Origin of the sequence: Cellulomonas sp. KH9 (genome assembly GCF_900114185.1) — a bacterium.
Lineage (GTDB): Bacteria > Actinomycetota > Actinomycetes > Actinomycetales > Cellulomonadaceae > Cellulomonas.
The window spans coordinates 70,995-76,994 of record NZ_FOSE01000007.1 but is presented as its reverse complement, the minus strand read 5'-3'; the positions used below and the strand labels follow the sequence as shown (position 1 = coordinate 76,994).

Here is a 6,000-nt window from a genome sequence, read left to right as displayed (position 1 = left end):
TCGCGAACGTCGGCACGTGCCGCAGCGTCGACGGACCGTCCACCAGGTACAGCTCCGGCCCGTCCTGCGCCTTGACCACCTGACCCGGCGTCAGCACGGGGGTCCCCACGCCGATGGCGTCCAGCGCGGACTGCTCCACCATGACGACGGTCGCCCGCTCGCCGGCGGCGAGCGTCTCCATGGTCGCGAGCGTCGTCACGGCCCTCCGCTGCGCACCGTCGGCGAGGAACAGCGACCCGTCCGTCGCGGACCGCACGAACACCACCCGCCCGGCCTCGGCCGGGGCGAGCGCCGTGACGACCTCGGCCGGCGCCGCCGGGCCCGTCAGGGCGGGCAGGACGCCCACGGGCAGGCGCAGCGCCCCGGAGATGGTGGTGACGACGCGGGTGCCGTCGGGCGCCTGGAGCGTCCCGGTGAACCGGCCGGACGCCGACCCGGCGGCCGCGATGCTGGCGGTGTCGAACGTGCGCGTCGGCAGCAGCTGCCCGAGCCGGGTCTGGGAGTCCAGCACGCGGCCGACCGTCCAGCGGCCCGACGGCAGCACGAGCATGCCGTCGCCCCCCGCGCGGTCGCGCACGAAGACGCCCGGTCGCGCCACGGGAGCACCGACGCGCAGGTGCGCCGCCGCCGCCTCCCGCACGTGGATCCGCGGGTTGACGGTGACGACGCCGCCCTGGTCGAGCGAGGCCTGGTCGAACACCTCACGCCGCGTGCCGTCGTCGACGACGAACCAGGACCCCTCGGCGGTGCTGAAGGAGTTGGACAGCGGGCCGCCGTCGACGAAGCGCGACAGCTGACGGTCGGTCAGCTGCATGCTGAAGTACTCGTCGCACGTGCGCCCCCAGTCCGCGACGAGGTCACAGCTCGTCGCGTGGAACCGCCAGCCCTTGTCGAACATCCAGATCGACCCGTCCCGGCCCCGGAAGAACCGGCCCAGCGAGGCTCCGGTGGGACGTGCGTCGATCACGCTGCGGGACACGACCGCGGGCGCACCGAGCGGTGCGAGGGAGTCGAGCACCACGGGGTCCTCGACGCGGTGCTTCGTCCCCACACCGAGCAGCCAGACGGTCGGGTCGTCGGCGGTCTTCACCAGGTCGGCACCGTTCTGCGTGGACCCGAACCAGTCGGTGTAGTCACGCCAGAAGTTGCGGTTGCCGTACGAGGCGCAGCCGTCGCCGGTGCCGTACAGGTTGGCCAGCGCGGAGTCGTTGGGGCGGTAGGGCGTGTAGATGTACAGGCCCGCCGTCGCCTGGTTCTCGATGTACAGCTGGCTCGTCCCGCACGAGGCACTGGGGTGGTACTTGACGGTGTTGACGCGCCCGGCGCGGTACGAGTAGCTCTGCGGGTTGGCCGCGTACCGCTTGAACTGCCGCGCCGCGCGGTACACCTGGTTGAAGAAGCCGTAGTACTGCGCGTCGCAGGGCGCCCCGTCCGGGCAGCCGAACCCGGTCGCGCTGCGGTAGCGCGAGTCCCCGGGCGCACTGGACGTCACCAGGCCCTGCTCCTTCTGCAGCAGCACGAGCAGCACGCGCTGGCTGATGCCGCAGGCCTGGCCGACGCGCGCGATCACCTGGGCGGCGGTCTCGGCGGAGCGTCCCGTGTACGCGCTGCACAGCCCCGGCTCGGCCGGCTGGTTCGTGGTGGCGGTGACGTAGTCCTTGAGGCAGGTGTAGCCCGGCGTGCAGGTGGGCCGCTTGGCGACGAGGAACGACTGCACGTCGCCCTCGCTCATGGCCGAGCCGTCGAAGAACAGGGTGTCGCTGATGATGTTGCCCGGCGAGAACTCGGACGCGACGGCCGCGGCCGCCGGCGCCGCCGTGACCGTGCCCGCGACGACGGGGACGCCGACCCCTGTGACCGTGACGGCGAGCGCCGCCAGCGCCGCCATCATCGAGCGCGTCCGCGCCATGCTCCGACCTCCGTGGACCCGCGTCGCCGCACCGCACGGCACGCGCGCCGGTCAGGCTATACACGCGATCCTGTGGCCGGACCGGACCAGGGCCCCGTGTCGGCGGCGACATCGCCCACGTGCGGGTACCGCGTCCGGTTGCTCCGGGATCATCCCCCGTGCGGCGTCAGCCCGCGTCGTCCGGTGCCATGACCGGGGGCAGCACGGGCCGGTCGAGCACCTCGACCGTCGGGGCCTCCACCACCGTCGTGCCGCCGTCCGCGGCCGTGACGGTGAGAGGGCTCCGACCGCTCGGCACCGTCGTGTCGATCTCGACCGACTCCCCCGGCGCCACGTCCCGCTCGGACCCCTCCCAGCGGACCACGACGGGCGTCGCGGACTCCGGCACCGCGATGCGGACGGCGACCCGCGCCGCCGTGTCACGGGCGTTGTCGAGCACCAGGTCGAGCGGACCGCCCGCCGTCCACAGGGTGCGGGTCCGCGGCTCACCGCCGTCGGCCGGCTCCTCCGTCACGGTGGTGACGTGCATGTCCGCCGTGGCCGGGAACACCATCGTCGGGTGGACGACACGGTCACCCGCGGCCTCCACCGTCGCCTCCCCGTGCTCGGCGACGAGGCGGGCGCGCAGGTCCCGCAGGTCGAAGACCTCGTACCGCCCGTCGGCGCTGGTGACGGCGGGGTCCCCCACCGTCCGGCGCCACGCGTCGGAGACCTCCTCGGCGGGCTCGCCGAGAGCGGCGCGGTCGATCAGGACTGCCGAGGCGTCCGCCGCGGCGAGCGCGGTCGCGGTCGCCGGCGCGTCGGCGGGGTCGAGCAGACCCATCCACTCCGCCGACGCCCGCCCCTTGACGCCGCCCTGCGTCCACCGCAGCGTGTCCGAGTGCAGGTACGGCCGCAGCCGGTCCGCGTCGAACACCCCGTTGAGCGCGGGCGACTCGGGGTACTGCTGGTACGGCAGCTGGGCGACCATCGCGCCGTCCTCGAGGAGGTCCTCCACCTCGGCGACCCACTGCGCGTCGGCCGCGTACTGCGCCCGCGCACCGGCGTGGTCGGGGATGTAGCTCAGCGGCCGCTGGTCCCACGCACCGACGACCGTCAGGCCCACCGCCAGACCGGCGGTCACCACCGTGGCCCACCGGTTGCCGGCCCGGCGGGCGAGCACGGCCCGCAGCGCCTCGATCCCCACGGCCACGGCCGCGAGGGCGAGCAGCGCGATGACGATCGTCATCCGGTTCCACCCGCGCACGGCGGGGGTGATGAACGAGATCAGGCTGGACACGCCACCGACCGTCGCGAACAGGAACGCCGCGAGCGCCAGGCCCGCGAGCACGGCGAGCGCGGCGGGCCTCGGGGCCTGCCACAGCGTGGTGCGGGCGGGCGCGAGCAGCCGCATCACGGCGACGACGAGCAGGGCGACGAGCCCGAGCGCGGCGGTCGCGCCGAGCGCGGGCTGCTCGGACGGCAACGGGTACGTGCCGTCGTAGACGCGGCGCAGCGCGGCGAGCGCCGGCACCGGGTGGTCGGGCACCGGGAAGAGCAGCGACGTCAGCTTCAGCGCGTAGATCTCGGCCTCGGCGGCGACCCGCCCGAACGCGGCGGCGTTCGACCCCTCGCTGCGGGCCCACAGCACGTCGGGCAGCATGTTGAGCAGGAGCGCGACCCCGGTCACGGCACCGGCCGCGACGGCGCCGACGAAGCGCCGGACGTCGCGCCGCTGCACGAGGGACGCCACGGCGGCGACACCGAGCAGCGCCAGGACGAAGAGCGCGTAGTACGCGGACCCGCAGGCGACGAGCACCAGCGCGAAGCCCGTGAAGAGGGCGGGCGACGTCACCCAGCGCCGCCACCCGCCGCGGTGCCACGTCCACAACGGCCTGCCGAGCGCGACCCGCCACACGACGAGCAGCGCGAGCGGCAGCGGGTAGTAGGACGCGAGCCAGAGGTGCGAGACGCCGCGGAACAGGTGGTACGGGGCGAGCGCGAACAGCACGGCCACCGGCACGGCGGGGAGCCTGCCCAGGCCGACGCCCCGCAGGAAGACCAGGGCGGTGACCGCGGCCAGGGGGAACCCCAGCAGGTAGTACACGTTCATGGTCAGGCCCCAGTCGCCCAGCACGAGGCCGAGGACCCGCATGACCGCGACGTGCAGGTTGTCCGAGGTCGGGAAGTCGTGGTACGTCTGCCCCGCCGGGGCGCCGAGCAGCGGCTGGAACTCGTACCAGCCGGTCTCGAGCGTGGTCTTGACGTGCGCACCGACGGCGAGCGCGTCACCCCAGTACGTGAGCGGGACGCGCAGGTCCGCCTGCCACAACCGCAGCGCCCACACCGCACCGGCGCAGGCGCCGAGCGCGGCGAGCAGGTACGCGGCAGCCGAGCGCAGCCGCTCACCGCGCACGGTCGCGCGCTCGTCGCGGGCCTCGCGCCGCCGCGGGGCGGTCGTCACGGGCGGCACGGCCAGGGACGCGTCCGTGCTCACGGCAGGGGCGCGAGGGACTTCAGGTGCTGGTCCACCTCGGCCAGCGTCGGCAGCAGACCGGCTGCACGCGCCTCGGCGAGCGTGGGGGCGGCCGCGTCCTTGTCCGACAGGCTCGGCACCAGCGGCGTCCCGTCCGGCGCGACCGTCGGCCACTCGATGCCGACGGCGGGGTCGAACGGGTGGATGCCGTGCTCCCGGCCGGGGGCGTACGGGGCGGTGACGAGGTACGTCACGGTCGAGCCGTCGACGAGCGACATGAAGGCGTGGCCGAGGCCCTCCGAGAGCAGGACGGCACGCCGCGACGTGTCGTCGAGCAGCACGGACGTCCAGCTCCCGTACGTCGGCGAGTCCGTGCGGATGTCGACCACGACGTCGAGCACGGCGCCGCGCGCGCACGTCACGTACTTGGCCTGCGACGGCGGCACCTGGGCGAAGTGGACCCCGCGGACGACGCCCGCGGCCGAGACCGACGTGTTGGCCTGCACGACGTGGAACGGACGCCCGGTGACCTCGGCGAGCACGTCGCCACGGAAGGACTCGAGGAAGACGCCGCGGTCGTCCGCGTGCAGCACGGGCTCGACCAGCCACGCCCCGTCGACGGACAGTGCCTCCACGCGCATCACGACCACGTCACCCTTCGATCTCGCCGACGCCGACACGACTCGTCGGCACCCCGAACGCTACCTGCTCCCGCTGGGGCCGTACGCTGTCGGCCGTGCGATGGATGGTGACGGGGGCCGAGGGCATGCTCGGCGCGGACCTGGTGGCGACGCTCGGCGACGCGGGCGAGGAGGTGACCCCGACCTCGCGTGCGACGCTCGACGTGACCGACGCGGACGCGGTGCTCGACGCCGTCGCCGGCCACGACGTGGTCGTCAACTGCGCCGCCTGGACGGCGGTCGACGCGGCCGAGGACGACGAGCCCGCGGCGTGGTGGGTCAACGCGCTCGGCCCGGCGAACCTGGCCCGCGCGGCTTCGCGCGTCGGGGCGCGGATCGTCCAGGTCTCCACGGACTACGTGGTCTCCGGCGAGGCCCCCGACCCCCTGCCCGCGGACGCCGCGCCGCACCCGCTGCAGGCGTACGGGCGCACCAAGCTGTCCGGCGAGTGGGCCGTCCGCGCGGAGGCACCCGCCTCGCACCTCGTGCTGCGCACGGCGTGGCTCTACGGCGCGCACGGCGCGTGCTTCCCCCGCACCATCGTGCGGGTGGCGCGTGAGCGCGGGAGCCTCGACGTCGTCGACGACCAGTGGGGTCAGCCGACGTGGACCCGGGACGTCGCCGCGCTCGCGCTCGCCGCGGTGCGTCAGGACGTGGCACCCGGCACGTACCACGCCACCTCCTCGGGCCGCACGAGCTGGTGGGGCTTCGCGCGCGCCGCCGTCGCCGCGGCGGGGATGGACCCGGACGTCGTGCGACCCTCCACCTCCGCCACGCTCGACCGGCGCGCCGTGCGGCCGGCCTGGTCCGTGCTGGACCACGGGTCGCTGCGCGCGGTGGGCGTCGAGCCGATCGGCGACTGGGAGCAGCGCTGGGCCGTGGCGGCGGACGAGGTCCTCGCCGGCGTCTGAGCACGACGACCACCCGGCGCGCCGGGCCACCGCGCAGAGAGGGGC

Annotated in this window: 4 protein-coding genes; 1 reads left to right on the top strand and 3 read right to left on the bottom strand. The window is 74.9% G+C overall.

What is annotated here, in order from left to right:
- The 3 genes from BMZ16_RS18590 to BMZ16_RS18580 all read right to left on the bottom strand — a co-directional run.
- A partial coding sequence (locus BMZ16_RS18590) for a hypothetical protein (RefSeq protein WP_089803327.1) occupies positions 1 to 1,909 on the bottom strand: 1,909 nt, incomplete at its 3' end.
- A 166-nt stretch (positions 1,910 to 2,075) separates the two neighbouring features.
- Positions 2,076 to 4,385, bottom strand: coding sequence for a hypothetical protein (locus BMZ16_RS18585; RefSeq protein ID WP_089803325.1), 2,310 nt, complete (start codon positions 4,383 to 4,385; stop codon positions 2,076 to 2,078).
- Positions 4,382 to 5,005 carry a dTDP-4-dehydrorhamnose 3,5-epimerase family protein gene (locus BMZ16_RS18580; protein WP_089803353.1) on the bottom strand — a complete coding sequence of 208 codons (624 nt, stop codon included), beginning with the start codon at positions 5,003 to 5,005 and terminating at the stop codon, positions 4,382 to 4,384. Before BMZ16_RS18580 ends, BMZ16_RS18585 begins: the two co-directional genes overlap by 4 nt.
- A 95-nt stretch (positions 5,006 to 5,100) precedes the next feature.
- Between BMZ16_RS18580 and rfbD the strand changes: the two genes are divergently transcribed.
- Complete coding sequence (rfbD, locus tag BMZ16_RS18575) at positions 5,101 to 5,955, top strand: dTDP-4-dehydrorhamnose reductase (RefSeq protein WP_089803324.1); 855 nt, start codon at positions 5,101 to 5,103, stop codon at positions 5,953 to 5,955.
- Positions 5,956 to 6,000 lie beyond the last annotated feature (45 nt).